The sequence below is a fragment of the Marinobacter sp. genome, from assembly GCF_052094685.1.
Lineage (GTDB): Bacteria > Pseudomonadota > Gammaproteobacteria > Pseudomonadales > Oleiphilaceae > Marinobacter.
This window is the reverse complement of the sequence record NZ_JBQDKB010000052.1, coordinates 1-26,590: the sequence shown is the minus strand read 5'-3', so window position 1 is coordinate 26,590 and position 26,590 is coordinate 1. Positions and strand designations below refer to the sequence as shown.

Genomic DNA, 26,590 nt, shown 5'->3' with positions numbered 1-26,590 from the left:
TAGAGTCTTTTGACCAATTTGTGATTTTGCTGAAAAATACTGTCAGCCAGATGGTTTACAAGCACGCGATATCCACGGTTGTGCCTGCTCGGAATGTTCGCATTCCTCAGCAGGATCCAGCAGGAGAAAGTGAGCCTGAAGACTGATTCGTCCGGATTTCCGGTATTGCCACCCGCGTTCCTGACGAGCCCTTGGGCTCAGACGGTCGCGGGTGTTTGTTTTTATGACGCTAACAAACCGACTATTGCGGAGTTGATGCCCATTGTTTGAACGCCCGGATGTAGGTGAGCGAGCGATACTCGTGCACATCGATTTTTCGTCCCATGATGGCTCTGAAGATCCAGATGAATTCCGGGAGCTTGTGGCATCTGCCGGAGTTGAAGCAGTTGGGATTGTCACCGGATCACGCAAGCAGCCCAGCCCAAGATTGTTTGTGGGTGAAGGTAAGCTTGAGGAGATTCGCGACGCGGTAGCGCTGTATGAGGCTGATGTTGTCCTTTTTAATCATGCCCTTAGCCCCAGCCAAGAGAGAAATATTGAGCGCGAGCTCAAATGCCGCGTGCTGGATCGTACCGGCGTCATTTTGGATATATTTGCGCAGCGGGCTCGAACCCATGAAGGCAAACTGCAGGTAGAGCTGGCTCAGCTCGATCATATGTCAACGCGCCTGATTCGCGGCTGGACGCACCTTGAGCGACAAGGGGGTGGTATTGGTCTGCGTGGTCCCGGTGAAACCCAACTCGAGACAGACCGTCGGTTACTGCGAGAGCGCATCAAGTCTATCCACAAGCGGCTCGGCAAGGTTCGCCGTCAGCGTGACCAAGGCCGCAGGGCGCGTAAACGCGCCGAAATCCCGACCGTCTCTCTAGTCGGCTATACCAACGCTGGAAAATCAACCCTGTTCAACCGTGTCACCTCCTCTTCGGTATATACTGCAGATCAATTGTTCGCAACGTTGGATCCGACACTTCGGCGCCTGGAACTTCCAGATATCGGGCCGGTCGTAATGGCGGATACGGTAGGTTTTATTCGTCATCTGCCGCACAAGCTCGTTGAGGCGTTCAGGGCTACTCTGCAAGAGACTACAGAAGCCTCGCTTCTGTTGCATATTGTTGACAGTCATGACAGTCATCGCGATGAAAATATGGCGCAGGTTGAAGGTGTGCTGACTGAAATTGGCGCCGATGAGATACCCGTGCTTCAGGTATTCAATAAAATCGATTTGTTGGATAACTTTACCCCTCGGGTAGAGCGCAACGAAGAGGGTGTGCCTGTGCGGGCCTGGGTGTCGGCCGTTTCCGGTGAAGGTTTGGACGGCCTGTACGACGCCATCGTCGAGCGTTTGGCTGAAGATGTTGTACACTATTTTGTTTTGCTTGGGCCTGCCGATGGCAAGCTTCGAGCGCTTATGCACGAGGCAGGATCAGTGCTCAGCGAAGAGCACCGGGAAAACGGAGAAATGGTGCTCGAGACGCGGCTGCAATACCGTGACTGGTTGCAGCTCCTGAGCCGGGCTGGCATAAGCGAAGAATCGGTTCGCTTGGACAGCGAGCGCACTTGAAACCAAAGAGGCTATTGCCGGGGCGATGATAAATCCCTAGTATCTGCAGCCATTCGACACGTTAGGAACGGAGAGCATTATGGCCTGGAATGAACCGGGTGGAAACCGCAACGACAATGACCCCTGGGGAAATGGTGGTGGTCGTCGCGGCAATGATCAGGGGCCACCAGACCTTGATGAGGCACTGAAGAAGGGCCTGGACAAGCTCAACAAAATGTTGGGTGGTAAAGGCAAGAAATCAGGTGGTAGTGGCGGCAGTTCCAGTTCTGGCGGTAAGGGCGGTATTGGCGCCATTCTTGCGCTGGCCGGCATCCTCGTAGTGGGCTACGTGGTCTTCCAATCGTTTTATACGGTGGATGAGCAGGAGCGTGCGGTGGTGTTGCGGTTTGGTGAATACGCTAAAACTGAAAGCCCCGGTTTGAGGTTCAAGGTTCCGCTGATTGATGACGTGAGCAAGGTGGGCGTGACCAACGTAAGAACCGCCAAATCAAGCGGCCAGATGCTGACTCAGGATTCAAATCTGGTTACGGTCGATCTGCAGGTGCAGTATCGTGTCGGTGACGCGCGTGCTTACGTGCTGAATGTTCGCGATTCCAACCAGGCTCTGGCATTTGCAACCGACAGTGCGTTGCGTCACGAAGTTGGTAGTTCGTCGCTGGATGACGTGCTCACAGAAGGCCGTATAGAGCTAGCTGTTCGCACTGAACAGCGCCTTCAGAGCTTTCTGAAAGAATACGGAACCGGCCTTGAAATTGTCCGGGTTAACGTTGAGAGCACCCAACCGCCCGCAGCGGTACAAGATGCGTTCCGGGAAGTTCAGCGTGCCCGTGAAGACGAGCAGCGTGTGAAAGAAGAGGCAGAAACTTACCGAAACAAAGTGGTTCCTGAAGCTCGTGGTCAGGCCCAGCGCATGATCGAAGAGGCCAGTGCTTATAAGCAGGAAGTTGTCGAGCGTGCTCGCGGTGAAACAGCTCGTTTCCTGGAGTTGCTTGCCGTGTACCAAATGGCGCCGACGGTAACCCGCGAGCGTATGTACCTGCAGACGTTGGAAACTGTGTTTTCGAACAGTAGCAAGATTCTTGTGGATACCGAAGGCAGCGGCAATATGATGTATTTGCCACTGGATCGCCTCACTCAGGGCGGGTCGGCGCGAAGCGGAAGCGGATCCTCCGGCGGCGACGGCCAAATGGATGTTCAGGCTCTGACCGATCAGGTTATCCAGGAGTTGCGAACCAGACAGGACACTAATGTACGGAGGAGCAGATAATCATGGGACCTAAAGGTGTAGTGGGCCTTGCAGGCGCCCTGATCGTCGTCCTGCTGGTACTGTCGAGTGTTTTTATCATTCCGGAGACCCATCGTGGGGTTATGCTAAGGTTTGGCGAGTTGGTTGAAACCGACATCCAGGCAGGCATTCACTTCAAGGTGCCGGTGATTGATCAGGTTCGGGAGTTTGATATCCGCGTGCTGACCATGGATCTGCCTTCACGGCAGTACCTGACGGTTGAAAAGAAGCCGCTGGATGTGGACTCCTATATTGTCTGGAAAATCCGCGATGTGGATCAGTTCTACCGGGCTACAGGCGGGGATGAGTTTCGTGCCCAGTCGCTGCTGTTGTCCCGGGTGGACAACGGGCTGCGTAATCAGTTTGGTGTTCGCACCATGCACGAGGTGGTCTCAGGCCAGCGTGATCAGCTCATGCACGACCTTCGTGACCAAGTTAATGAAACCTCTGTGAAAGAGTTCGGTATCGAAGTTCGAGATATCCGGGTTAAAGCCATAGAGCTTCCCGGGCAGGTGAGCGAAAACGTGTATCGCCGGATGGCGGCTGAGCGTGAGAAGTTAGCTCAGGAATTCCGCTCCCGCGGACGTGAGTTAGCAGAAGGGATTCGCGCGGATGCAGACCGTCAGAAAACCGTTACCTTGGCAGAGGCCTTTGCGTCCTCTGAAGAAACTCGGGGTGAAGGCGACGGTGAAGCCGCACGGGTTTACGCAGACGCTTATGGCTCCAACTCGGAGTTCTATAGCTTCTACCGTAGCCTACAGGCATATCGGAACACCTTCGCTAACAAAGACGACCTAATGGTTATTGACTCCAAAAGCGAGTTCATGAAATTCCTGAAGGACTCGAGCGGCGGAAGTTAAAACCGGCTCTGTAGACCGAAAAACCGGAATGCCTAGGTATTCCGGTTTTTTTGTGTCTGCCAACAGTGTAAAATCCCTCAGGTTTTGGTTCGGGTTTTTCTGCCCTGAATGTCACCCTATAAAACCTGCGAGCTTCCTTTGCAACATGAGTGGAGTGGACAGGATGGACAACGGAATCTCATGACAGTATCTGATCGCTGGTTGCTGCCGGACGGGGTGGAGGATATTTTGCCGCCACTGGCCGGACAGATAGAGTCCCTGCGCCGGGATGTAATGGATACCTGCCAGCGTTGGGGTTATCAACTGGTAATTCCACCGCTTATCGAATACCTCGAATCCCTTTTTACCGGGACAGGGCACGACCTGGAGTTGCAGACCTTCAAGCTGACGGATCAGCTGACTGGTCGCATGATGGGTGTTCGTGCCGACATGACCCCTCAGGCTGCGCGTATCGACGCTCACACTCTAGGGCAGGAAGGGATTACGCGCCTGTGTTATGCCGGGCACGTGTTGCATACCCGGCCAAAACACATGCTGACAGGGCGCACGCCTATTCAGGCCGGTTGTGAATTGTTTGGCAGTGCATCGGAAGCGGCAGATCTGGAAATTATCAGCCTGATGCTAGCCTCCTTGCGCGTTGCCGGGCTGCCAAAAGTTCATTTGGATTTGGCTCATGTGTCTATTTACGAAAGCCTGATTGGCGAGGCTGGGTTTGATCGAGACACGAATGCCAAGATCTTCGACGCCATGGGGCGCAAATCTGTACCTGAACTGGACGAGCTACTGGGTGATTGCCCGGCGGGTTCAGCGGGTGCTCGTCTGCGTGAGCTTGCTCGTGTCAGTGGTGGTCCGGAAGCTCTGAACGAGGCGCGCGGAATACTCAGCGGCGGCTCCGATCATTTGAGCGCAGCTCTCGAACAGTTGGATCGGGTTGCAGAAATGCTTGAAAAAGACTTCCCTGAAGTCAGTTTCGGTTTCGATTTCTGCGAGCTGCGCGGTTACAACTACCACACTGGCTTGGTGTTTGCGGCTTATGCGCCTGGCCATGGTGATGCTGTTGCTAAAGGCGGCCGTTACGATGCAATTGGTAGTGATTTCGGCAGGGCGCGCCCTGCAACTGGTTTTAGCCTCGACATAAGAGCCCTAGTAACTTTGGGTGATCACTCTGTAAGCCCTAGCAAGGCAGTGTGGGCACCTGCAGTGAATGATGAGGCTTTAGAAAAGGCCATCTCAGAACTACGGGTGACCGACACTGTTGTGCGGGCATTACCTGAAGACAACGAAGTAGATCCCTCAAACCGGGGCTGCGATCGAAAGTTGGTACAGCAGGGTGATCACTGGGTGGTTCAGAAGCTGAGTTAATACTGCATTAAAGCCAGTGAGCTGCAGTGAACTCATACAGGTACATTTGCCAAATTTGCAAGACGCACGCCTAACCGTGTGCGCATTGAGAGAGAATCATGGGTAAAAACGTTGTTGTGCTGGGCACCCAATGGGGTGATGAAGGCAAGGGTAAAATCGTCGATCTGTTGACAGAAAAAGTGGCAGCGGTGGTACGTTTTCAGGGTGGCCACAATGCGGGCCATACCCTGGTCATCGACGGTAAGAAAACGGCTCTGCACCTGATTCCCTCCGGTATTCTCCGGCAGAACGTTCAATGCCTGATTGGCAATGGTGTTGTTCTATCACCGGAAGCACTGCTGAAAGAAGTCCGCGGGCTGGAAGCGTCTGGCGTGGCGGTTCGAGATCGGCTTCGCATCAGCCTGGCGTGCCCGCTCATCTTGCGTACCCACGTGCGCATCGATCAGGCTCGCGAGCGCGCCAAGGGTAATGACAAAATTGGCACCACTGGCCGTGGCATAGGCCCTGCGTATGAAGACAAGGTGTCCCGTCGTGGCGTACGTCTTGGTGATCTGCACAATCTGGCAGATTTCGAGGCGAAACTGCGGGAGATTATGTCTTACCACAACTTCGTGCTGACGCAGTATTTCAAAGAAGAAGCTGAAGATATCGATGCGGCCCTTGAAGAGCTGAAGCAAATGGGCGAAGAGATCCTGCCCATGGCTGCCGATGTAACCGACTTGCTCCATGAATATCGCAAGCGCGGCGACGATATCATGTTCGAAGGTGCTCAAGGTTCCTTGTTGGACATAGATTTGGGTACCTATCCGTTCGTAACATCCTCTAACACCACAGCGGGCGGTACGGCTACAGGTTCTGGTTTCGGTCCTCTATATCTGGACTACGTGTTGGGCATTACTAAGGCCTATACCACTCGTGTTGGCGCTGGCCCGTTCCCCACAGAGCTTTTTGATGAAATGGGCGAGCACCTGGCCATTAAAGGTAATGAGGTAGGCACCACGACAGGTCGCTCCCGCCGTTGTGGTTGGTTTGATGCCGTTGCGCTGCGCCACGCTATCCAGATCAACAGTGTGTCGGGTATTTGCCTGACGAAGTTGGATGTTCTTGATGGACTGGAAACTGTGAAGGTGTGCGTGGGCTATAAAACGCCTAATGGCGAAATTACCCGCCCGCCGATTGGCTGTGACAGCTACAAGGATATCGAGCCGATCTACATTGAGCTGCCGGGCTGGAGCGAAAGTACATTCGGGCTGACCACGCTGGAACAGTTGCCGGAAAATGCTAAGGCGTACATTCAGTTTCTGGAAAAGCAGATTGAAGCGCCCATCGATATTATCTCCACCGGTCCAGACCGTGTTGAAACCATTACCCTGCGCCATCCATTTGGCGGTTAGTTGGTTAGTGTTTCAAAAAACCGCCCTGCCTTAATCGGCACGGCGGTTTTTTTGTGCTCCTTTTTTATGTTCAGGGTTTTTCGGCGATGATCGTTGCCCGCAGCGGGCCAGGATAGCCTTCAATGGTTTTGGTGAGGTCTTCAGGGTCTAGAAAATCCTGAAGGGAGTTGAAGCGCATCCAGTCTGTGCTGCGCTGTTCACCTGTGGTGGTCTCGGACACATCCACCACCCGGGCGTTGCGGAACCCGGTGCGGTCTAGCCAGCGCAGCAGCGTGTCGCAACTGGGTAGAAACCATACGTTACGCATTTGCCCATAGCGATCTTCTGGCATCAAGCTGTGGCCTTCCGGCCCTTCTACAACCAGAGTTTCCAACACCAGTTCTCCGCCCCTACGCAGAGTACCTTTGAGCTCTAACAGGTGATCTAGAGGCGATCGCCGATGGTACAAAACACCCATTGAAAAGGTGGTGTCAAAGGCTTCAAGCCCTTCAGGCAAGTCCTCCATGCGTATCGGTAGCAGATCCACCGGCACATTACCCAGATAGCGCTTTACGCTGAGAAACTGGAACATGAACAGTAGCCCGGGATCAATCCCGACCACCCGCTTAGCGCCGTCGCCCAGCATGCGCCAGCAGTGGTATCCAGAGCCACAACCTACGTCCAGAATGTGTCGGCCGGAAAGATCCGACAGATAAGGCGATACCCGATCCCACTTCCAGTCGGATCGCCATTCGGTATCAATGTGGACGCCGAAAAGGTCAAAGGGCCCCTTGCGCCAAGGCATAAGGCCCCGGAGCCCGCTTTCAAGTGTCTCTTGTTGGCTAACGCTCAGGACATGGGGCGAGCCAAGAGTGATGGCAGAAGCATTGAGTTCTGCTGTCGCGTCGAGTATATCCGGGAGGCTGTCCATTGCCGACTGCCAGCGATCCAGGTCGCCGTGGGGGTTGTTGTCAAACCGATGAGCCAGCTGGGCTCTGATCACCTCCGCCCATTTGCTCTGATCGGTATTGTCTAGCTCGGTTAACAGTTGCCCGAAACAGCTTCGCCAGTCAAAATTTGCCATGTTTTGCTCGTTCTCCGTATGCGGGTCAGTCGGCCTTGATGGCCAGCATGGATACGAAGTTGAAGCACTGATACCACACCAATACGCGATCAAATCCCGCGTCTTTCAGGCGCTGCTTATGAGCGTCCAAGGTTTCTGGAATCAGAACCTGTTCTATGGCGCTCCGTTTCTGGCTTATTTCCAAGTCGGAATAGCCGTTAGCACGCTTGAATTCGTGGTGCAGGCGGGTCTGAATGGCCTGTTCATCTTCAGAATCGAAGCGAATTTTTTCCGAAAGGATCAGCGCACCACCAGGCAAGGTGGCGTTGGCGATTTTGCTCAACAGGCTGCTACGTTGCTCTGGCGGAACAAACTGCAGAGTATAATTCAGAGTTGTAACGGAGGCATTCGTCAGCTCTGTTTCCTGTATGTCCTCACAGCGCAGGCTTACCGGCAGTGAGTGATCGTCCAGCGCTATGTAATGTTCGCAACGTTCTAGCATCGCCTCAGAATTATCCACACCCACGAGCGAGCAGTTGTCGAACGCAATGCCGTGGCGCATAGCCAAAGTGGAAGCGCCGAGCGAACAGCCTAGGTCATAGCAGTTGGAGCCCGGCTGAGCGTACTGTTCGGTAATCACCTCAATCATCGGGATAATGGTGGTGTAGCCGGGAACTGAGCGCCGGATCATGTCTGGGAATACGCGCGCCACGGCAGCGTCAAAACGAAAATCTTCTGGCTGCCGCTCCGTGGCGAACAGCCGGTCTGTTACCGGCTCTACAGAACGGTCAGCTTTACTCATCCCCAGCTTCCTCTTCTGATTGTGCTGGCTCGTCAGGCTGAGGTGCGGGCTGGTGGCAGCGCACACCACGGTTCTTGTAATCCACAAGAATGCCGCGGAAGGTTGGGTCTACGTCGGAAGCGATGGCCATGTAGCCGTTTTCGCAGACACCGTGGAGCTCCGAGGACTTTGGAGACATGCGAAAAGTGTCACCCGGTGTGATATGAATCGCCTGGAAGTCGCCCACAGGTACGTGATCTTTGTTGTCTGAGTGCTTGATGCTTCCGCTGAGCTCCAGCACGACTACAGTACCTACGATGGCGACCAAGCCGGTCACAAACAGGCTGCGGATGGTGTAACGGGCCTCGTTCTGGCTCATGCTTACCTCATTTTGAACGTGAATGAATAATCAGTATTGGCCGGGAAGAGTAATAGACGGAGCTTGCAGAGCCGCCAGTTGTTCTCTCAGTGATAACACCTGATCCGACCAGAATCTGGGCTGGGCAAACCAAGGGAAAAAACGCGGAAAAGCAGGGTCGTCCCAGCGTTTCGCGAGCCAGGCGCAGTGGCTAATCTGCCGATAACAACGCAAAGGCTCAATCAGATGTCTTTCGCGGCGATTAAAGTCCCTGAAGGTTTCGTAGCCTTCCAGTAGCTCCCCCAGTTGAGCGCCGCGTTCGCTATCTTCGCCGTTCAACAATAGCCACATATCCTGTATGGCAGGGCCGGTGCGGCAGTCGTCCATATCCACAAAAAGCATCTGCTCGTCTCGGCATAGTATGTTGCCGGCATGGCAGTCTCCGTGCAGTCGCAGTGTTTCCACCGTCCCGGCGTCTTCAATGCGGGCATGACAGTGAGTAAGCAAATCTGGTATCAGGCTGTCCCATGCCGGCCGAAGATCTTTCGGAATCCAATCCCCTTCTAGCAACAGGGCATTGCTAGCTTCAATGCCACCCATAACCGATAGGGCTGAGCGGTGTTGAAATGGCTTAAGGGCACCAATGTTGTGAATCTGTGCTAGCCACTGACCGAGCCGGTATAGGGTGTCGGTCACACTTGTATCTGGTGCCTGGCCGCCACGCTGGTTGAAGACGGCGAACAAAAAATCACCGTGTTTCCCGAGGGTGTCGCCGGATGGCATTACCAAGGGTGCTACCACCGGAATATCGGCTTCCAGCAGCTCCCGGGTAAACTCATGCTCCTCGCGTACCTGTTCGTTGGTCCAGCGTCCAGGGCGATAGAACTTGGTGATCACCGGAGGGCCTTCGTCCAACCCTATTTGGTACACGCGGTTTTCATAGCTGTTTAAAGCAAACAGGCGTCCACTGACTGCGAAACCGGCCTCTTCCATGGCATCCAGAATCGCGTCTGGAGTCAGAGCATCGTATGGATGTGTGGATACGTTCATCATAAAGTGAAGCCGGGTGGTAAATGTGGGCCCAAGTATACCTGCTTGGCAGTGCTCTCGTAATGCGAGGCGGGGATGTTTCCATGGGTTCCGGCCTGCGCGGTATTGGGTTAACGTAAACACCATGGGTTTCCGGTTATCGGAAACGGCTAGCCGGCAGGTAACAGGTAGCAGGTTTATCACGTGACAAGCGATTTTCTGGAAGTAGATACCGTAGTGATCGGAGCCGGTGTTGTCGGGCTCGCGGTGGCGCGACGACTTGCTCAGGCTGGTCGGGAGGTGATTGTTTTGGAAGCGGGTGACCGCTTTGGTGAGGGCATATCTTCACGCAATAGTGAGGTTGTTCATGCCGGGATTTACTACCCAGAGAATTCCCTGAAAGCCTACCTTTGCGTGGAGGGCCGTCGGCAGTTGTACGACTACTGCGAACGCCGGAAAGTAGGGCATCGCAAGTGCGGTAAGTGGATTATCGCCACCCATGAAGCACAAAACTCGATGCTTGAGAGCATTCAGCAGCACGCTGCGATCAATGGAGTGCCTCTGGTTCTGAAGGAAGGTGCTGCCGTAGCCCGGCAGCTACCGGAGGTAAGCGTGAGCGCCGGGCTCTGGTCGTCGGAGACTGGTATTTTGGATACCCACGGCCTAATGCTGGCTTTGCTCGGCGAATTGGAAGATTCGGGTGGCTCGCTTGTACTGCGTTCACCGGTTGAGCACGTAGAATCGACGAAAGGCGCTCACACGTTGCAGATCGCAGGCCCATCGCCATGCTGGCTCAAGGCTCGGAATCTGGTTAATGCGGCCGGGTTGGGTGCCGTTCCGCTTGCTCAAAAATGGGAGGGGCTCCCAGAAGAGTGGAAACCGACACAGTGGTTTGCCCGGGGCGTGTATTTTAGCTACAGCGGTCGCCATCCTTTTAGTAGCCTGATCTACCCGGTTCCTGAATCTGGCGGTCTGGGTGTTCACCTGACTCTTGATCTCGCCGGTCAGGCGCGCTTTGGCCCGGATGTAGAGTGGATCAAACAGGAAGATTACAGAGTGGATCCCAGGCGGGTGCATGCGTTTGCTGCCAGTATCAAACAATGGTGGCCCAGCCTTGACGCAGAGCGCCTTCAGCCAGCTTATGCCGGTATCCGGCCAAAGCTAACAGATGCCGGTGGCGGTTTTTTTGATTTCAGAGTAGATGGTCCAGAGGCGCATGGTGTTCCGGGGTTGGTGAACCTTTTTGGTATTGAGTCACCGGGGCTAACATCTTGCCTGGCGATTGCCGATCTGGTGCAGAAAAAGTTGGCCTAAGCCAGGCAGAGTTATCCGGGTGTACGGGCCAGTGCCCAAACTTGAATGTCCTTTGCCCCTGCATTTCGCAATGTTTCCGAAAGCGCTCGCATGGTTGCGCCGGTCGTAACGACATCATCTACGATGGCTACCCGTTCTGGTACATCGGTGCACACTTCAAACACGCCTTGCAGATTTGCCAGCCTGGCTTCCCTACTCAGTCCTCGCTGAGCCTGAACCTTCCGAACTCGGCGAACAACGCCCGTATCAACAGGGATGCCCAGCGTTTCACCTAAGCGTTCGGCAATATCTCTTGCCTGATTAAAACCCCGTGCGCGTCGGCGAGCAGGAAGCATGGGCGAGGGGATTAATAAGGTCGGTTTCTCATCGCTACGATTCAAAAAAACAGATTCGAGGTGGTGTGAGAAGCCTGCAATCAGTGGCCGGGCAAATTTATGCTGACTGCTGTATTTATAACGGCTGATCATGTTGTCGATCGGATACTGATAGCGCCAAGGTATGAAAGAACGATCGAAAGGAGGTGGTGATTTCAGGCAGTCACCGCAAAGGTGATTGTCACCGGAGAAGGCTAGAGGTAGGGCGCAGCATCGGCAGTGCCACCGGTTAATCGGCAGGTCTGCCTGGCAAAGGCTGCATAAACCGTTGATAGCATTGGCACAAAGGCAACCAACGCACAGGCCTTTGGATTCTTCCCTGTTAACCATGGCCGACATTAAGGTTGACAGCCAGCTTGATCCCTTTATCATCTGTTTCATCCGTAAACCCAGAGACCGAAAAAGGTTAACAGGACTTCTTCATGACTGCCACCGCATTACGCCACGACTGGACGCTTCAAGAAGCCAGGTCACTTTTCGAACTTCCTTTTAATGATTTGTTGTTCCGGGCTCAGTCGGTACACCGAGAATATTTTGATCCCAATGAGGTGCAGGTAAGTACTTTGCTGTCGATTAAAACCGGTGCCTGTCCGGAAGACTGCAAATATTGCCCTCAGAGTGGCCACTACAACACCGGTCTGGAAAAGGAAAAGCTGCTGGAAATTGAAAAGGTGGTTGCTGAAGCCCGTGCTGCCCGGGGAAAAGGCGCTTCGCGTTTTTGCATGGGTGCCGCGTGGCGCAGCCCGGCGGCGAAGGATATGCCCTATGTTCTGGATATGATTCAGCAGGTGAAATCGTTAGGTCTGGAAACCTGCATGACGCTCGGCATGCTGAAGCCAGAGCAGGCGGAAGAGCTGGCAGAGGCAGGGCTGGATTACTACAACCATAACCTTGATACCTCTGAGAAGTATTACAGCCACATCATCACCACACGCACCTATCAGGATCGTCTGGATACGCTTGATAACGTGCGCAATGCCGGCATGAAGGTGTGCTGTGGCGGCATTGTGGGTATGGGCGAAGATGAAGACGACCGGGTTGGTCTACTGGCTCAGTTGGCGAATTTGCCGCATCACCCGGAAAGTGTGCCGGTGAATATGTTGGTGAAGGTGAAAGGGACACCTATGGAGAATGTGGAGGATCTGGACCCGTTTGTGTTTATCCGCGTTCTTGCGGTTGCTCGGATCATGATGCCAGCTTCTCATGTGCGGCTCTCTGCAGGTCGGGAAATGATGAATGAACAGATGCAGGCGTTGTGTTTCTTTGCCGGTGCGAATTCAATTTTCTACGGCGAGAAGCTGCTGACGACATCGAATCCGGAGGCGGATGCGGATATGGAGTTGTTCCGTCGCTTGGGAATTCGGCCGGAGCAGCGGCAGCAGTGTGCAACGGAGGCTCAAGAGGAAGAGGTGATTGCCGGCGATTTGGAGCATGAGGCGACTCGACACATGTTTTATGACGCTACTCGGGAATCTGCCTGACCTGCATTGGAGCGAGTAACATGCGGGATTTCGCGTCTGAACTAGAACAGCGAAAACAGGCTGGGCTCTACCGCACACGCCGGCAAATTTCGGGCCCTCAACAGCCGGTTTTAACATCCGATGGCAAGCGGTTGTTATCGTTCTGTAGCAACGATTATCTTGGCTTGGCCAGCCACCCCGCGAATATTGAAGCCCTCCGATGTGCCTTGCCTGAAACCGGGCTTGGGGGGGCATCATCCCATCTAATCTGTGGACACCATGAAGCACATCATCGCTTGGAAGAACGTCTTTCGGGGTTCACTAAGCGCAGTTCGGCGCTGTTTTTCTCAACCGGTTATATGGCCAACTTAGGTGTGATCTCCGCGCTGGCGGGACGGGGGGATACGGTTTTTTCAGATCGGCTGAACCATGCCTCTATTATCGATGGCTGTATTTTGAGTCGCGCGAAGGTGCGTCGGTATGCCCATGGGGATGTGGCGCAACTTGCGGCCATGCTTTCTGAGACGTCTGGTCACAAGCTGGTGGTGACAGACGGTGTGTTCAGCATGGATGGCGATGTGGCGCCCCTGCGGGAGCTGGTGCAGGTTTGCCGAAGTCACGATGCGTTGCTGGTGGTTGATGATGCCCACGGCTTCGGTGTTCTTGGGCCGCAAGGGCAGGGAAGCGTGGCGGAACTTGGGTTGTCTGAGGAGGATGTGCCGGTTCTCGTTGGAACACTGGGTAAGGCTGTAGGCACCAGCGGTGCCTTTGTGGCTGGGCCAAAAGTGCTAATGGATTATTTGGTGCAAAAGGCCCGTACTTATATTTACACCACGGCGATGCCGCCGTCGTTGGCGCTGGCTACCTGTGCCAGTCTTGATTTGACTGAGCAAGGCGATGAACGGCGTTCGCATCTGGAAGGCTTAATTGAGCGGTTCCGGCGAGAGGCTATCGTTTTGGGTTACGAGCTAATGCCCTCGCGCACGCCCATTCAGCCGATTATGATCGGCAACAATTGGGTGGCGTTGGCGCTGAGTCAGGCCCTTGAGGCGCGTGGGCTGTTGGTAACCGCCATTCGGCCGCCGACGGTGCCTGCAGGTGAGGCGCGTTTGCGGGTTACGTTTAGTGCGGCTCACTCCCATGAGGATCTGGATTACCTGATGCAGGCTCTGGCGGATTGCCGGCACCTATTGGATAAAAAGGATGTCGCGTCGTGAGCTTTTCGCGAGAGGCCGCGCGCCTGGTTGTGGTTGGCGGCTGGGGTGTTCCCGTGGAAATGTTGGCGGAGCTCTATGAGTTCTGGCCCGGGAAAGTGGAATTGGTCTCTCTGGACGACAAGCTTGTATCCCGTTGCGACTCGGTTTCTACGGTGGCAGATGAATTGTTGTCACGCTACACCGAACCATCGATCTGGATGGGGTGGTCTCTGGGTGCTCAGGTTGTTATGGAAGCGGCTTGCCGGGATACAGGCGCGGTTTCTGGAGTGATCACCCTTGCCGGTTTCCCGAGGTTTCTTGCAAATGAGCATTGGCCCTATGGCATGTCAGCGGACCAATTTGAGGCATTTAGTGGCGGCCTGGGTAGAGAGAGTAAGCGCTATTGGCTACATTTTTTGCTTTTGATGATCAGCGGTGCAGCCGAAGCGCGTGTTGAGCGCCAGCGGCTTAAAGGCTGGCTCGATAAAGGGCCACTTGTATCAACGGATAATCTGGCCAAAAGTCTGGAATGGCTCCGACATGCGGATCAGCGCTCGCTGTGGTCCCATATTGGCCTTCCAGTGCTCCATGTTACAGGCGGGCGCGATCAGGTTGTGTCTTCATGGGCTGGTGGTTTGGAAGCGCCGCCCTCAACGATTGAAGTCAGTATACCTGGCATGGCTCATTGGCCAGGTGGTGTGTTCGCACAAGACTGCCGTGTGGTAATCGAGACATTCTTGCAGCCGTTGACCAGAGGCGTGTTGTGAGCGCTCAACCGGTAGTTGCGTCGCACATGGCCAGTAAAGCGGACATAGCTCGTGGGTTTGGCAACGCGCGGACTACTTATGAGAGCGCGTCCCGGCTACAGCGCCTGATGGGCAATGCCATGTTAGAAACACTTCAGAAACCGGCGGGGCAAAGCGGTTTGTCGGGTCGTATTCTGGATCTCGGCTGTGGAACCGGCTGGTACACCCGTAGACTGGCTGAACCAGGGCCTGTTGTGTCTGTTACGGGTATGGATTTGTCACCCGGCATGATTGAGCATGCAGGCACAAACACGTCTCAACAAATCACTTGGGTTGTTGCGGATGCGGAGGCGATTCCCCTGCCGAACGAGAGTTGTGATCTGGTATTCAGCAATCTCATGATTCAGTGGTGTGCGGATCCGGCCCAGGTTTTGCGAGAGTGCCGGCGTGTACTCAAGCCGGGAGGTAGGTTGGCGATTTCAACGCTGCTTGAAGGCACCCTAAGAGAGCTCGGTCAGGCATGGCACCTAGCCGATCCTGGTCAGGATCACATAAACCGATTTGAGCCGGAAGCAGTGTTTCGGGAGGCGGTGTCCGATGAATTACCAGGCGCCGAAATACAAACTAAAAACCTGCGCTTGCCTTATACTTCGCCGCTTGCATTGGCGGCAGAGCTCAAACAACTGGGTGCGGGTTACAAAGATGCCGGCAGGCGTCGAACCATAACCGCGCCGAGCCGTTTGCGAGCCATGTGCCAGTATTACCCCAAACATGAAAACAGCCCCGCGGAACCTGAGAGTGGCGTGATGGCAAGCTATGAGGCCGCTTGGGTTTATTGGACCTGTAGTGAACTAAGCGATAAGGCATAAACGAACAAGAGAAGAGTGTAAAGCTGTTGATATGGCTAAAAAAACGTTTTTTGTGACAGGCACGGACACCGGGGTTGGCAAAACCATGGTGTCTGCTGCGATTTTGGAGGCGGCTAAAACGGCTGGCAAGCGCGTGTTGGGTATGAAACCTATTGCTTCGGGCTGTGAAAATACGCCGGAAGGATTGCGCAATGAGGATGCACTCATTCTTCAGCAATCGGCCAGTGAAACCCTAGCTTACGACCTTGTGAACCCCGTTGCGCTGGAACCCGCCATTGCCCCTCATATTGCGGCCGCACAAACCGGGCGAACTATTTCTGCTGATCGGCTGGTGGGGTTCTGCCGTGGTATGCAAATGCGTCCGGCGGATCTCCTACTGATAGAGGGCGCAGGCGGTTGGAGGGTTCCGTTGAATGACCGGGAAACCTACTCAGCGGTGCCCCGGCAACTCGGTGTGCCGGTGATTCTTGTGGTTGCGCTCAGGCTCGGCTGTATTAACCATGCGCTGTTAACCGCGGAGGCCATCCGTAATGATGGGTTGCCGTTAGCCGGATGGGTGGCAAATCATGCTGAGCCAGGCGCAATGAGCTGTGAGCAGGAAACCCTCAATTACCTTATGGCGCATATCCCTGCTCCTTGTCTTGGCGTATTGCCTTGGATTGAAGGTGCGGAGCCCGAAGCTCTGGGTAGCTATGTAGGCGTTGATGTGTTGTTTGAAAATTGAACAACAATGTGGCCTAATGATCTTAGTTAATGGTCACGGGAAGCGGCAGTCATGATCAATAATACCCTCGCAGTGGGTGTTCAAGGCATTCAAGATAGCATGTACGGCATGGAAAATGCCGCCCGCAAAATTGCCCGTGCCGGCGTTGATGGCCCCCAGGGCAGTGCCGAAACCGGAAGTAGCCTTGTTGAGCCGATTGTTGATCTCAAACTCTACGCACGCAGTGTGGAGGCCTCCGCACAGGTGGTGAAGGTGGCTGATGAAACCCTCGGTACGCTTTTAGATATTATGGTCTGAGTTCAAAGCCCGTGAACCCACTCTTGTCACTTCCTCCTGTCTCTGCGTACTCCTCTGGAGTCGGCTCGAGTAGCTCTTCTGCTAGCTCGCCATCTGGTTCTCAAACTAGCTCTCAGTATAGATCGGCAACCCCTGCTGCTGAGTCGCATAATGCTGGCAAAAAAGTTGGCGGCCTCGATGAGGCGCAGCTTAAAGAGCTCACCGAGCTTAAAGCCAGAGACCGAGAAGTGCGCGCCCACGAGGCTGCGCACCAGGCAACCGGCGGCCAACACGCTGGCGCCATGTCGCTTACCTATCAGCGGGGCCCAGATGGCGCCCAGTACGCGGTGGGTGGCGAGGTGTCTATTGATATGTCATCGGTTGATGGCAACCCCCAGGCAACCATCGAAAAAATGCGAGCGGTTCGTGCCGCGGCGATGGCTCCTGCGGAACCTTCCAGCCAGGATCGTGCCGTTGCGGCGCAGGCGATGCAGGTTATGCTGCAAGCTCAGTCCGAGCTTTCCTTGGAGCGACCTACTTTGGCCGGTCAGCAAGCCAGAGATACCTATCAGGATATTGCCGCTTTCGGGCCAGAGCCAGCCTCTGGGATGGATGGGTTTCTATCTATATCAGTGTAATCTCGCTATCTGTTAGCCTGCTAACTACCGGGCTCATACTGTTACCTCTTTTTAGATAACCCAAAACGTGCTGAGCCAGGCTAAGCGGCGCTGGTATGCGTATGTTGTGGCGTTTGAGTACCTCCCCGAAACGTGCACTGGTGACCAAACTCTACACAAATTGTGTGTCCAGCTATTGACAGTTCTGTGCTTCTAAACGTATGTTTCAAACAAGTGTTTAATTAATTCTGCAGCGCACATTAGTGTTGCAGTGTCTGAACAACCCCAAGGCCACAAGCTGTTTTATCTTTTCAGCTGAGACCGAAAACCGAGGTGGTTTACATGCCTGAGTACAAAGCGCCCCTGCGTGATATCAAATTCGTAATGAATGAGCTGCTCGACAGCGAAGCCCACTACGCCAGTCTGGAAGGCGCTGAAGATGCCACTCCGGATATGGTTGATGCCATCATCCAGGAAGGTGCAAAGTTTGCTGAGCAGGTATTGTCTCCGCTGAACGCGGTTGGTGACAAAGAAGGCTGCACCTGGAGCGAAAACGGCGTTAAAACGCCGACTGGCTTCAAAGAAGCATACAACCAGTACGTTGAAGGCGGTTGGCCGTCTCTGGCAGCAGACCCTAACTACGGCGGTCAGGGCCTACCGAATTCGCTTGGCATTGTAATGAGCGAAATGAACGGCACGGCCAACTGGTCATGGGGTATGTACCCAGGCCTGAGCCACGGCGCAATTAACACGCTGGAAGCTCACGGTACCGAAGAGCAGAAGCAGACTTACCTCACCAAAATGATCAGCGGTGAGTGGACAGGTACCATGTGTCTGACTGAAGCCCACTGCGGCTCCGATCTGGGCACCCTGCGCAGCAAGGCCGAGCCTACTCCAGATGGCTCTTATAGCATTACCGGCACCAAGATTTTCATCTCCGCCGGTGAGCACGACATGACGGGCAATATCATTCACATTGTGCTGGCGCGCTTGCCGGGTGCGCCAGAAGGTACCAAGGGTATTTCCCTGTTTATCGTACCTAAAAACTTGCCTGCTGCAGACGGCTCTGCTGGTGAGCGTAACGCGGTATCCTGCGGCTCTATCGAGCACAAAATGGGTATTCACGGGAACGCGACCTGTGTCATGAATTTTGATGGCGCCAAGGGCTGGTTGATTGGGCCGGAGAACCGTGGTCTGAACTGCATGTTCACCTTTATGAACGTGGCTCGTATCGGCACTGCCATCCAGGGTCTGGGTGCCGCCGAACTGGGTTTCCAGGGTTCATTGGCTTACGCCAAAGATCGCTTGGCTATGCGTTCGTTAAGCGGGCCTAAAAACCCCGAAAGCTATGCGGATCCGATCATCGTTCACCCAGATGTTCGTCGTATGCTGCTCACTCAGAAAGCCGTTGCAGAAGGCGCCCGTGCACTGATTTACCTGACCGCACAGAAGGCTGACCTTCTTGAGCGTGGCAAAACAGAAGAAGAGCGCAAAGAAGCAGATGAGGCTCTGGGCTTCCTGACCCCGATTGCCAAGGCATTCCTGACCGAAATCGGTTACGAAGCAGCCAACATGGGTATGCAGGTATTTGGTGGCCACGGTTACATCTCCGAGTGGGGCATGGAACAGAACGTACGTGATGCCCGTATCGGCATGATCTACGAAGGCACTACGGGGATCCAGGCGCTGGATTTGTTGGGCCGCAAGGTATTGATGACCCAGGGTGAGTCTCTCAAGGGCTTCACCAAGCAGGTGCACACATTCTGCAAAGAGAACGCCGATAACGAACAGATGAAGCAATTCATCGAGCCATTGGCAGAGCTCAACAAAGAGTGGGGCGATCTGACCATGAAAGTGGGCATGACAGCCATGAAGAATCGCGAAGAGGTCGGCGCCGCATCTGTGGATTACCTGATGTACTCCGGTTACGCGGTGTTTGCTTACCTGTGGGCTCGTATGGCCAAAATCGCTCAGGACAAGCTGGCTGAGGGTACCAGTGAAGAGCTGTTCTATACCGCTAAGGTGCAGACTGCTCGTTTCTACTTTACTCGTATGCTGCCACGTACCAAGGGTCACGCAGTAAGCATGATGGCTGGAGCGGACACGTTGCTAGACATGCCGGAAGAAGCTTTTGCACTCTGATTGTAGAGAGTGCTGAAGGTTAACCGGTAGATGAAAGCCCGAGCTCTTAGGAGCCGGGCTTTTTTCATGAGTTATAGGCTGTTTTGCGGTAGAATAGTCGCCATAAAAAATAGCATAACCGGACACACAGCCCGGGCAGGCGAATGGGTATTAACCTTTTTATCGCCGGCATAGACAGATTGATTTTGGAACCTGGAGAGTTTGAATGGCTGATTATCAGGCACCTTTGCGTGACATGCGTTTTGTACTGAACGAAGTTTTTGATGCTCCAGCACTTTGGGCAACATTGCCCAAAGTAGCGGAGAACGTGGACCCCGAGACCGCCGATGCGATCCTAGAGGAAGCGGGAAAAATCACCAGTGGCGTACTGGCACCGCTGAACCGCGAAGCAGACGAGCAAGGCTGCAAGTGGAACGAGGGCGAAGTTACCTCTCCAGACGGCTTCAAAGAAGCCTACCAAACGATTGTAGAAGGCGGCTGGAACGGCTTGGGTGGCAATACCGAATTTGGCGGTATGGGCATGCCCAAAACGCTCGTTGCCCAGTTTGAGGAAATGATGCAGGGCGCTAACATGGCGTTTGGTCTTGCACCTATGCTTACTGCCGGTGCCTGCCTCGCCGTAGATGCCCACGGCAGCCAAGAGCTGAAAGAAAAGTACCTTCCAAATATGTACTCGGGCGTTTGGTCCGGGGCTATGGACCTGACAGAGCCCCACGCGGGAACCGATCTGGGTATTATTCGCACCAAAGCCGAGCCCAATGACGACGGCTCGTTCAACGTGACCGGCACCAAGATTTTTATTACTTGGGGCGAGCACGACATGGCAGAAAACATTATTCATCTGGTGCTGGCCAAGTTACCGGGCGCGCCAAAAGGCCCCAAGGGTATTTCCCTGTTGCTGGTTCCCAAGTTCATGGTGAACGACGACGGCTCCCTGGGTGAGCGCAACAGCCTTAGCTGTGGCTCTCTTGAGAAAAAAATGGGCATCAAAGGTTCCGCCACCTGTGTGATGAACTTTGATGGCGCCAAAGGCTGGCTTGTGGGTGATGAGGGCAAAGGCCTGAATGCCATGTTCACCATGATGAACTACGAGCGCCTAGGCGTAGGCATCCAAGGTATAGGGGCCGCTGAGGCTTCCCTGCAGAACGCACGGGAATACGCCATGGATCGCATCCAGAGCCGTGCACCTACCGGCGCACAGCAGCCTGAGAAGGCGGCAGACCCGATTCTAGTGCACCCTGATGTGCGTCGTATGCTGCTGACCATGAAAGGCTATGTAGAAGGAGGGCGTGCCTTCTCCACCTACGTGGCTCAATGGCTGGATATCGCAAAATATGCAGATGCCGCTGAAGAAGATCTTCGCAAGCGCGCAGAAGGCATGGTTGCGCTGCTGACTCCGGTTGCTAAGGCATTCCTGACCGACCGTGGTCTGGACGCCTGCATCATGGGCCAGCAAGTGCTCGGCGGCCACGGGTTCATCCGTGAATGGGGCCAAGAGCAACTGGTACGGGATTGCCGTATTACCCAGATCTACGAAGGCACCAACGGTATCCAAGCGTTGGATCTGATGGGCCGCAAGGTGGTTGGTAGTCAGGGCAAGTTGTTCGAGTTGTTCGCCGAAGATGTGGCAACCTTCATTGAAGAAAACAGCAGTGACGAAAACCTGCGCCCTTATCTGGAGCCACTGGCTGCAGCATTTGAGCGTTTGTCAGACGTTACCGAGCACGTTATCAAGCAGGCGTCTGAGGATCCGAATGCTGTTGGCGCGGCTTCAGTAGACTATTTGGATCTGTTCGGGCTGACTGCACTGGGCTACATGTGGGCGCGTATTGTGAAAGCGGCTGCACCCAAGGCTGGCGATGATACATCTGGTTTCTACAGTGGCAAGCTGAAAACCGCGCGATTCTACTATGATCGTCTGTTGCCGAAAACGGTTTCGTTGGCGGAAGGTATTCGCAGTGGCAGTGATTCAATGATGGCTTTGGCTGCAGACGAATTCTGATTCTTTTGCAGTATTTGTAAACAAAAAAGCAGGCCTTCGGGCCTGCTTTTTTAATGTTTGCTCGAAGTTCCAGTTAGCTTAGCGCTGGGCTGACAGCAGGGCGGACATATCCCGTAAATAATGCCAGGGGGACAGCTCGTCAAAGCCTTTTGCCGCCCGATCAACCTGGCTGCAAAGGTTGATTGCCTGTTGTAGCTGCATCGGGTTCAACCTCCGAGCGGCTTGCTCTAGCGCCTTGGCGCGTTGGGGCTGAAATACACCGCGTTTTTTGAAAAAAGCAGATGGGTTTTCGTTCCTATTGCTACCAGATTTCAGCTCGAGTAACAGGTTCAAGTCCCGAGTTAATACTGCCAACAGCCCAAGAGAGTTTTCACCTTCTTGCTGCAGTACGCCAATCATTTTCCCGGCGTGGGCTGCGCGACCACTAATGAGCTCAGTAACCAACTCAAAACCATTGAAACGAGAGCTGTCCTGAACTGCCTGCTCAATCGCTTCCTCATCAATGGTGGTTCCGTTGGAGAACAGAGATAAGCGATCCAGTTCTTGGCTGGCGGCAAGAAGGTTACCTTCCAGTCGCTCGGCCAGCATGGTCAGCGCACCACGGGTCAGGCTTAGGCCCTGATTACCTGCCCGCTGTTGAAGCCAGCCCGGAAATTTGTCTGCATCCACCGGCCATACAGGTATATGAACACCTTTGGTTTGCAGTTCTTTGTACCATTTACGTCGTGTTTCGGCGGCGTCTAAGCGGGCACTGATAAGTAGGACAACAATGTCTTCGGGTGGCTGTTGAAGAACGCGCTCTAAAACGGTCCTGCCATCGCCGAGCTTTCCCGTGGGCAGACGGATCTCAATCCGGCGCCGATCAGAGAACAAAGACATAGCGCTGAACTCGTCGGCGACGGCATTCCAATCCAGCTGCTGATCGGCATGAAAGGTGAGACGATCATGAAAGCCAGCTTCCTTGGCGGCCGATCGGATCTGATCACAGCATTCCTGCACCAGAAGTGGCTCATCCCCAGACACCAAATAAACGGGCGCAAGGCCCTTACGGAGAAGCTGGGGAAGTTGGCTCGGGTTCGTCTTCATGGCTTTGAGGGCTGCGAGTCGCCCGGGGCGCTTGCCTTCTGATGGTTGTCCCGGACGTCCTGAAGCCGTTCCGGCGTAATGGGCGCCAGGCGGAAGATGATTTGCTGTGCCAAGCGGTCGCTCAGTTGCTGCTGAAGGTTTTCCTCTTCCCGCTGCTTAGCGAGCACATTGGTCTCGTCGTATCTGTAGCTCTCAGAGGTCGTGAGGCTAGTACTGGCGATAATCGGAACACCGTCGGCACTGATCAGTTCAAGATCTACTGAGTGCCTAAGTGTGTACTCGGCAGCCGCCGCCTGAACGGTAATTGCTGAGGCTCGGCGATCTTGCTTAAAGTTTCGGATTCTGAGGTGATAGTTTGCATCCTCACCAGATGCCAGCTCTATATCACCTAGCTCAAGTTGTTCCTGAACGGAGTGGCAAACGCTCGCGGGCACAGGCGCCTCGCAATCAAGATTCAGAGGTTCCAAAGCTGAAGAAACCGGTGGTGCGCCCCGTAACTGAAAACCACAGGCCCCCAGGCTGAACGCGATCGCACTGACAGCAATCACTTGGGCTGCGTTTTTGTACTGGGTGCGAGGGCGCATATCAGTTAGCCACCACGTTAACCAGTTTGCCCGGTACTACGATAACCTTGCGAACGGTGGCGCCTTCCGTGAAGCGCACAATACTCTCGTTCTCCCGGGCTAGCGCTTCCAAATCAGCTTTGCTGATGTCCGCCGGAACGTCTACCTTAGCGCGCACCTTGCCATTCACCTGCAGAACCACCTGAATCTCGCTACGGACCATGGCGGACTTATCGGCGACAGGCCAGGTTGCGTCTACAATTGGGTCTGTGTGGCCTAAATCCTGCCAAAGTGTGTGGCAGATGTGAGGCACAATCGGCGACAGCATCAGTACCGCTGTTTCCAGCGCTTCCTGGCGGGCCGCGCGGGTTTGTGGCTCATCACCATTGAGTTTGCTGACTTCGTTCAGCAGTTCCATCACCGCAGCAATAGCTGTGTTGAATGTGAGGCGGCGGCTAACGTCGTCGCTCACTTTGGTAATGGTTTCGTGGGTTTTACGGTGAAGGTTTTTCTGCTTGTCATTCAGCGCGGCCACATCAAGCGCCGGTGCGGCTCCGCCTGCAACCTGTTCGTTCACCAGTCGCCACAATCGCTTGAGGAAGCGGTGGGCGCCATCTACGGCGCTGTCTGACCACTCGAGGGACTGCTCGGGTGGGGCAGCAAACATCATGAACAAACGCACGGTATCTGCACCGTGAGCGTCTATAATCGACTGAGGATCAATGCCGTTGTTTTTCGACTTCGACATTTTGGTAACGCCGCCGGCAATAACTGGCTGGCCATCTTCCTTAAGCGTTCCGCCAATAACATGGCCTTTGTCGTCTCGCTCAACGGTAACATCCGCCGGGGCAATCCAAATTTTTCCGCCTTTGCCGTCTTCACGATAATAAGTGTCTGCCAGCACCATACCTTGGGTTAGCAGTTGCTTGAACGGCTCAGGGCTGTCCACCAAGCCAACGTCACGCAGCAGCTTATGAAAGAAGCGGGCGTACAGCAGGTGCAAGATGGCGTGCTCAATGCCTCCGATATACTGGTCTACTGGCAGCCAGTAGTTTGCTGCGGCCGGGTCTAGCATGCCTTTGTCGTAATTTGGGCTGCAGAACCGGGCGTAATACCAGGACGACTCCATGAATGTGTCGAAAGTGTCGGTTTCCAAAGTGGCTGGCTGACCCTCAAACGAGGTCTTTGCCCACTCGGGATCGGCTTTGATGGGCGATTGAACACCGTCCATCTCAACGTCTTCTGGCAAGCGTACCGGTAGCTGGTCATCCGGTACTGGCCGCTGGGTGCCGTCATCCATAGTCATCATGGGAATCGGCGCGCCCCAGTAACGTTGGCGGGATACGCCCCAGTCGCGGAGGCGATAGTTGACGGTGCGCTTGCCGATGCCAGTCTCTTCCAGGTGATCTGCAATGGCTTCAAAAGCTTCGTCGCTGGTCAGGCCGCTGTATTTGCCGGAGGAAACCAGAACACCTTTTCCGGGAAACGCCTCTTCCTGAACGTCGATTTCACGACCATCGCTGGCGGCAATAACCTGCTTGACCGGCAAGCGATACTTAACCGCAAACTCGTGATCGCGCTCATCGTGCCCCGGAACAGCCATCAAGGCGCCGGTGCCGTAATCTGTGAGCACAAAGTTGGCGACCCACACTGGAATCTCTTCCTGGTTGAGTGGGTTGATAGCCATGAACCCTGTATCTACGCCTTTCTTTTCCATGGTGGCCATCTCAGCTTCGGCCACCTTGCTGTTGCGGCATTCCTCAACAAAGCTTGCTACGTCTGAGTGGCGCTCTGCCGCCGCCTTGGCCAGTGGGTGCTCTGCGGCAACCGCCATGTAGCTCACACCCATCAGAGTGTCTGGGCGGGTGGTGTAAACCGTAAGGCCATCGTCGCTGTTTTTCAGCGGGAAGGTCAGCTCGGTACCCACGGATTTGCCAATCCAGTTGCGTTGCATGGTCTTGACCTGCTCGGGCCAGCCATCCAGATCGTCCATGTCGTTTAGCAGTTCTTCGGCGTAATCGGTAATACGAATGAACCACTGGGGAATCTTTTTCTGCTCAACCAATGCACCAGAGCGCCAGCCGCGGCCATCAACAACCTGCTCGTTCGCCAGAACAGTCTGATCGACTGGGTCCCAATTAACAGTGGCCATCTTCTTGTACACCAAACCTTTCTCATAAAGGCGGGCGAAGAACCACTGCTCCCAGCGATAATAGTCTGGCTTACAGGTAGCCAGCTCGCGGCTCCAGTCGTAGCCGAAGCCCAGCTGTTTGAGCTGGTTTTTCATGTATTCAATGTTGGAGTAAGTCCACTTCGCTGGCGCGCTTTTGTTGGCAATGGCGGCGTTCTCAGCGGGCAGGCCAAACGCGTCCCAGCCCATGGGCTGCATCACGTTCTTGCCTAACATGCGCTGATAGCGGGAGATCACATCTCCGATGGTGTAGTTGCGCACATGCCCCATGTGCAGTTTGCCGCTGGGGTACGGGAACATGGAGAGGCAGTAGTATTTCGGTTTACCCGGTTCTTCCCGAACTTCAAAGGTTTTGTTTTCTTCCCAGAAGGTGCGCGCATTGTGTTCTACGTCACGGGGATTGTACTGCTCGTCCATACCTGCCATTACCAAAGTTACCCTGTATAAAAATGATGTGCGAAGCGGTCGAACATTCTAACGCACACAGGGCGTAACAGGTAGCCTGCCAAAATTCTGATACTGTGCCATGCTTGTAGATATGGTGAAGGTTGCCAGCCGGTGGGTCTCCCCGGAACACGCCGTGAATACGTCCATGCAGGCTTGGCTGCAGCATCCATGCTGCAGACAGTTCCGGGGAGACCCACCGGCTGACACCCCGCAAATTATGAGGAGCCCTCAATGACAGACCCCGAAAGAAACCATTTATCTGGAAAAGCCCTTGAAGCCTATGATCGCATGCTCGAGCAGGTTCAGAGCCGCCTGCGCACAATGCAAGAAACCACCGTGGAAACCTTGGAAGGAGAGGTTGATAACGCCATCGAGGTCGAGCAGGAACTGAAGGAAATGACCAGGGACGAAGTTAGCCTCCTTGGAGCCTACCTTCAAAGGGATCTGGAGCATCTCATAAATTTTGTGGATGAAACCGGTGAAGGTCTGTCAGAGTGGTTGCAACTCGATATGTCGCTGCTGGAACAACGGCTAACTGAACGCCTGCTATCGGTTGCCGATCAAACCTTGGTGGACACATTAGCACTGAGGCAAAAACTGGAAAGCCATGAAGCCGGGCAATACATCGCCGGTGAAGTTGCAACCGCCGGTATGTTCCAGTGCCTGAACTGCGAACACATGCTGTGCCTGACATCCACCAGTCACCTGGAACCTTGTGACGCCTGTGGTTCACAATACTACAAGCGTGTGACCAGCCACTGGCCACGAAAAGAAAGCTGAACAGAGTTGGTTTGGCAGGCGCGCAAGATGTCGAAGCGGCTGAGGGTGGAGGGGCTAGGCAAAACCGTGCGGAGCCCTGGATGGCGGAGCCGAGCCTACATGGATGTTCTTGCGGGGGGTTGTGGCTAGCC

At 54.5% G+C, this 26,590-nt stretch carries 25 protein-coding genes; 17 read left to right on the top strand and 8 right to left on the bottom strand.

Annotated features, from left to right (window positions below):
• From ACTH3S_RS11555 to ACTH3S_RS11530, 6 genes are all read left to right on the top strand, one after another.
• The coding region (locus ACTH3S_RS11555) for an RNA chaperone Hfq (protein ID WP_441809161.1) at positions 1-146 on the top strand (146 nt) is incomplete at its 5' end.
• Positions 147-262: 116 nt separating this feature from the next.
• Positions 263-1,561: a ribosome rescue GTPase HflX gene (hflX, locus tag ACTH3S_RS11550; protein ID WP_441809159.1), complete on the top strand. Its 1,299-nt coding sequence runs from the start codon at positions 263-265 to the stop codon at positions 1,559-1,561.
• A gap of 79 nt (positions 1,562-1,640) precedes the next feature.
• Positions 1,641-2,828: an FtsH protease activity modulator HflK gene (gene hflK, locus ACTH3S_RS11545; protein WP_441809158.1), complete on the top strand. Its 1,188-nt coding sequence runs from the start codon at positions 1,641-1,643 to the stop codon at positions 2,826-2,828.
• A gap of 2 nt (positions 2,829-2,830) precedes the next feature.
• The gene (hflC, locus tag ACTH3S_RS11540) at positions 2,831-3,706 is read left to right on the top strand and encodes a protease modulator HflC (protein ID WP_441809157.1); all 876 of its coding nucleotides are present in this window, start codon (positions 2,831-2,833) and stop codon (positions 3,704-3,706) included.
• Between the two features lie 180 nt (positions 3,707-3,886).
• Complete coding sequence (locus tag ACTH3S_RS11535; protein WP_441809156.1) at positions 3,887-5,068, top strand: ATP phosphoribosyltransferase regulatory subunit; 1,182 nt, start codon at positions 3,887-3,889, stop codon at positions 5,066-5,068.
• Between the two features lie 98 nt (positions 5,069-5,166).
• Positions 5,167-6,462, top strand: a complete 1,296-nt coding sequence (locus ACTH3S_RS11530) for an adenylosuccinate synthase (RefSeq protein WP_441809155.1) — start codon at positions 5,167-5,169, stop codon at positions 6,460-6,462.
• A gap of 70 nt (positions 6,463-6,532) precedes the next feature.
• Here ACTH3S_RS11530 and cmoB read toward each other — a convergent pair whose 3' ends face one another.
• From cmoB to ACTH3S_RS11510, 4 genes are read right to left on the bottom strand one after another with little or no spacing between them, the layout of a single operon-like run.
• Positions 6,533-7,525 (bottom strand): tRNA 5-methoxyuridine(34)/uridine 5-oxyacetic acid(34) synthase CmoB, encoded by a 993-nt coding sequence (gene cmoB, locus ACTH3S_RS11525; RefSeq protein WP_441809154.1) that lies wholly within the window; start codon positions 7,523-7,525, stop codon positions 6,533-6,535.
• 25 nt (positions 7,526-7,550) lie between these two features.
• Positions 7,551-8,306, bottom strand: a complete 756-nt coding sequence (gene cmoA, locus ACTH3S_RS11520) for a carboxy-S-adenosyl-L-methionine synthase CmoA (protein WP_441809153.1) — start codon at positions 8,304-8,306, stop codon at positions 7,551-7,553.
• Entirely contained in the window at positions 8,299-8,664 is a 366-nt protein-coding gene (locus ACTH3S_RS11515) for a kinase (protein WP_441809152.1), read from the bottom strand. Before ACTH3S_RS11515 ends, cmoA begins: the two co-directional genes overlap by 8 nt.
• A 30-nt stretch (positions 8,665-8,694) precedes the next feature.
• On the bottom strand, positions 8,695-9,696 hold the full coding sequence (locus ACTH3S_RS11510) for a serine/threonine protein kinase (protein WP_441809151.1): 1,002 nt from the start codon (positions 9,694-9,696) through the stop codon (positions 8,695-8,697).
• Between the two features lie 180 nt (positions 9,697-9,876).
• On the opposite strand from ACTH3S_RS11510, the gene ACTH3S_RS11505 reads away from it, so the two are divergent.
• The gene (locus ACTH3S_RS11505) at positions 9,877-10,986 is read left to right on the top strand and encodes an NAD(P)/FAD-dependent oxidoreductase (RefSeq protein ID WP_441809150.1); all 1,110 of its coding nucleotides are present in this window, start codon (positions 9,877-9,879) and stop codon (positions 10,984-10,986) included.
• An 11-nt stretch (positions 10,987-10,997) separates the two neighbouring features.
• On the opposite strand, the gene ACTH3S_RS11500 is transcribed toward ACTH3S_RS11505, so the two are convergent.
• Positions 10,998-11,741, bottom strand: a complete 744-nt coding sequence (locus ACTH3S_RS11500; RefSeq protein WP_441809149.1) for a ComF family protein — start codon at positions 11,739-11,741, stop codon at positions 10,998-11,000.
• A 41-nt stretch (positions 11,742-11,782) separates the two neighbouring features.
• Here ACTH3S_RS11500 and bioB point away from each other — a divergent pair, with 41 nt between their 5' ends.
• From bioB to ACTH3S_RS11455, 9 genes are all read left to right on the top strand, one after another.
• A complete protein-coding gene (bioB, locus tag ACTH3S_RS11495; RefSeq protein ID WP_441809148.1) occupies positions 11,783-12,841 on the top strand; it encodes a biotin synthase BioB in 1,059 nt (352 codons plus the stop codon).
• Positions 12,842-12,861: 20 nt separating this feature from the next.
• On the top strand, positions 12,862-14,037 hold the full coding sequence (gene bioF, locus ACTH3S_RS11490) for an 8-amino-7-oxononanoate synthase (protein ID WP_441809147.1): 1,176 nt from the start codon (positions 12,862-12,864) through the stop codon (positions 14,035-14,037).
• Positions 14,034-14,783, top strand: coding sequence for an alpha/beta fold hydrolase (locus ACTH3S_RS11485; protein ID WP_441809146.1), 750 nt, complete (start codon positions 14,034-14,036; stop codon positions 14,781-14,783). Before bioF ends, ACTH3S_RS11485 begins: the two co-directional genes overlap by 4 nt.
• Positions 14,780-15,631 (top strand): malonyl-ACP O-methyltransferase BioC, encoded by an 852-nt coding sequence (bioC, locus tag ACTH3S_RS11480; protein ID WP_441809145.1) that lies wholly within the window; start codon positions 14,780-14,782, stop codon positions 15,629-15,631. The genes ACTH3S_RS11485 and bioC overlap by 4 nt, the downstream gene beginning before the upstream one ends.
• A gap of 31 nt (positions 15,632-15,662) precedes the next feature.
• Positions 15,663-16,355 (top strand): dethiobiotin synthase, encoded by a 693-nt coding sequence (gene bioD / locus ACTH3S_RS11475; RefSeq protein ID WP_441809144.1) that lies wholly within the window; start codon positions 15,663-15,665, stop codon positions 16,353-16,355.
• 51 nt (positions 16,356-16,406) lie between these two features.
• Positions 16,407-16,652 carry a flagellar biosynthesis protein FlgE gene (locus ACTH3S_RS11470; protein ID WP_441809143.1) on the top strand — a complete coding sequence of 82 codons (246 nt, stop codon included), beginning with the start codon at positions 16,407-16,409 and terminating at the stop codon, positions 16,650-16,652.
• An 11-nt stretch (positions 16,653-16,663) separates the two neighbouring features.
• Positions 16,664-17,269: a putative metalloprotease CJM1_0395 family protein gene (locus tag ACTH3S_RS11465; protein WP_441809142.1), complete on the top strand. Its 606-nt coding sequence runs from the start codon at positions 16,664-16,666 to the stop codon at positions 17,267-17,269.
• Between the two features lie 321 nt (positions 17,270-17,590).
• Positions 17,591-19,390 (top strand): acyl-CoA dehydrogenase C-terminal domain-containing protein, encoded by a 1,800-nt coding sequence (locus tag ACTH3S_RS11460; protein ID WP_441809141.1) that lies wholly within the window; start codon positions 17,591-17,593, stop codon positions 19,388-19,390.
• Between the two features lie 205 nt (positions 19,391-19,595).
• Positions 19,596-21,392, top strand: coding sequence for an acyl-CoA dehydrogenase C-terminal domain-containing protein (locus ACTH3S_RS11455; protein ID WP_441809140.1), 1,797 nt, complete (start codon positions 19,596-19,598; stop codon positions 21,390-21,392).
• Between the two features lie 78 nt (positions 21,393-21,470).
• Here ACTH3S_RS11455 and holA read toward each other — a convergent pair whose 3' ends face one another.
• From holA to leuS, 3 genes are read right to left on the bottom strand one after another with little or no spacing between them, the layout of a single operon-like run.
• Complete coding sequence (holA, locus tag ACTH3S_RS11450) at positions 21,471-22,478, bottom strand: DNA polymerase III subunit delta (RefSeq protein WP_441809139.1); 1,008 nt, start codon at positions 22,476-22,478, stop codon at positions 21,471-21,473.
• Positions 22,475-23,062: an LPS-assembly lipoprotein LptE gene (locus ACTH3S_RS11445; protein WP_441809138.1), complete on the bottom strand. Its 588-nt coding sequence runs from the start codon at positions 23,060-23,062 to the stop codon at positions 22,475-22,477. The genes holA and ACTH3S_RS11445 overlap by 4 nt, the downstream gene beginning before the upstream one ends.
• A gap of 1 nt (position 23,063) precedes the next feature.
• Positions 23,064-25,649 (bottom strand): leucine--tRNA ligase, encoded by a 2,586-nt coding sequence (gene leuS / locus ACTH3S_RS11440; RefSeq protein ID WP_441809160.1) that lies wholly within the window; start codon positions 25,647-25,649, stop codon positions 23,064-23,066.
• A gap of 261 nt (positions 25,650-25,910) precedes the next feature.
• Between leuS and ACTH3S_RS11435 the strand changes: the two genes are divergently transcribed.
• The gene (locus ACTH3S_RS11435) at positions 25,911-26,459 is read left to right on the top strand and encodes a zinc ribbon-containing protein (RefSeq protein ID WP_441809137.1); all 549 of its coding nucleotides are present in this window, start codon (positions 25,911-25,913) and stop codon (positions 26,457-26,459) included.
• The last annotated feature ends 131 nt before the right edge of the window (positions 26,460-26,590 follow it).